Annotated in this window: 3 protein-coding genes; 2 read left to right on the forward strand and 1 reads right to left on the reverse strand. The window is 56.1% G+C overall.

Annotated features, from left to right (window positions below; all coding sequences use genetic code 11):
• A partial coding sequence (locus tag ABX962_RS35630; protein WP_372726395.1) for a hypothetical protein occupies positions 1-276 on the reverse strand: 276 nt, incomplete at its 3' end.
• On the opposite strand from ABX962_RS35630, the gene ABX962_RS35635 reads away from it, so the two are divergent.
• Positions 170-613, forward strand: coding sequence for a flagellar hook assembly protein FlgD (locus tag ABX962_RS35635; protein ID WP_372726393.1), 444 nt, complete (start codon positions 170-172; stop codon positions 611-613). The two genes, ABX962_RS35630 and ABX962_RS35635, sit on opposite strands and share 107 nt — an antisense overlap.
• Positions 614-698: 85 nt before the next feature.
• Positions 699-1,773, forward strand: a 1,075-nt coding sequence (locus ABX962_RS35640) for a flagellar hook-basal body complex protein (RefSeq protein ID WP_372726394.1), incomplete at its 3' end; no start/stop codon positions are given.

Genomic DNA, 1,773 nt, shown 5'->3' on the forward strand with positions numbered 1-1,773 from the left:
AAGAATATAATCCTGTACAGCCAAAACCAGTCTGATCGAGTGATTCGAAGCTAACTCTGCCCCCCAAAAAAGATTGCTCTCGCCAACTCGGGCGGCTAAATCGTACAACCGACCTCCCGACCGGGAGTCACCCGCGTCGCTAAATTCGTCCGCATCAAGGGTTTCGACCATGTCGCAAATCAGCCAAACCGGCACCGCCAGCTTCACCGCGCAAGAAACGGCGGGACAAACAGGCACCAATGACAGCTTTTCGTCGGTCGATACCGACAGTTTCATGAAGTTGCTCATCAGCGAACTGCAGAACCAAGACCCGCTTAATCCGACCGACAACGCGGAAATGATCCAGCAAATCAGTCAGATTCGAGAAATCGGAGCGACGGATCAGCTGACTCAAACGCTATCAAATCTTTCGAACAGCCAAGAACTTGTGACCGCCAGCGGGCTGATCGGACGCACCGTGCAGGGGCTTGCGGACGATGCTAGCCCCGTGGATGGGGTAGTCGATCGCATCACTGTAGAAACTAGTGAGGATAACAATTCACGTTCTGTCAAAGTTCACGTGGGTGAAAAGACGATGGAGATTAAGAACATACGAGAAATTCAGACTGGGTAGAGTTTGACGATTACGAAAGCGGCACTTCCGCCGCTCTCCGAATCGACTTTTTCCTATCCGGCCACGCGGATAGGAACATAAGTCGATGGGATTGACCTCAGCACTGACCACCGCCCTCACGGGACTTTCAGCTTCCGAAACACAGATCGATGTGATCGGAAACAACCTGGCGAACTCGCAAACCGTCGGTTTCAAGTCGTCCGAGGCGGTCTTTGCGACGCAGTTCCTGCAAACATTGTCGCTCGGCGGGGGGCCCACGGCCGATAACGGCGGCACCAACCCTCGCCAAATCGGACTTGGGGTTCAAGTCGCTGAAATCGCGGCGAACCATAACCAAGGCACGATCGAAATCAGCAGCAGTCCTTCGGATTTGGCGATCCAAGGCGACGGCTTCTTTATCGTCGAGGGAGCGTCCGGTGAACAGCTCTACACCCGAAACGGCATCTTTAAGCTCAACAGCAGTGCCGAGCTGGTGAATTCAACCGGTCAGCGGTTGCTCGGTTACGGCGTCGACGAACAATTTCGTCTGCAGGAATCCGAACTCGTTCCGATGACGGTCCCGCTGGGGACCGAGAGTGTCGCCAAAGCGACCGAGAATGTTTCCTTCGAAGGCACGTTGACACCCGAAGGTGAAATTGCGACCCAAGGTCAAATCATTCAGAGTCTGCAGCTTGGCGACGCCAAAGTGCCTCGCGCCGACGGCAGCAGCGTCGTCATTGAAAGCGCCCCCCTTTCGGACCAAACCGACATCTCGGTCGACAAAAGTGGCGTGGGCACGCTAGCTGCCGGTACCTACAAATACCGGGTCGCGTTGGTCGACAGCCAAGGCAACGAAGCGGCTCCGAGCGGGAACATTAGTGTCACCGTGGGCTCGGGAGGCCGTGTCGACTTAGGCAATCTTCCAGCCGACCCCAACGGCGGCGATTACCCCACGGTTAACATTTATCGCACCGGTCCCAACGGCGAGGAATTTTTCCGCCTCGGATCGGCCGCCGCTGGTGCGAGTTTTAGTGATACCGGTGCCACGCCGCTGTCGTCCAATGCGCTGGACACCGATACGTTGACGGGCAACTACACCTACATGATCACCTATGGTCGCGCGGGTGAACCGGAAACGCGTCCCAGCGTGATGATCGGTCCACAAAACATTGTGGCAGGAC

The organism is Novipirellula sp. (genome assembly GCF_041583735.1).
Taxonomy (GTDB): Bacteria; Planctomycetota; Planctomycetia; order Pirellulales; family Pirellulaceae; genus Novipirellula.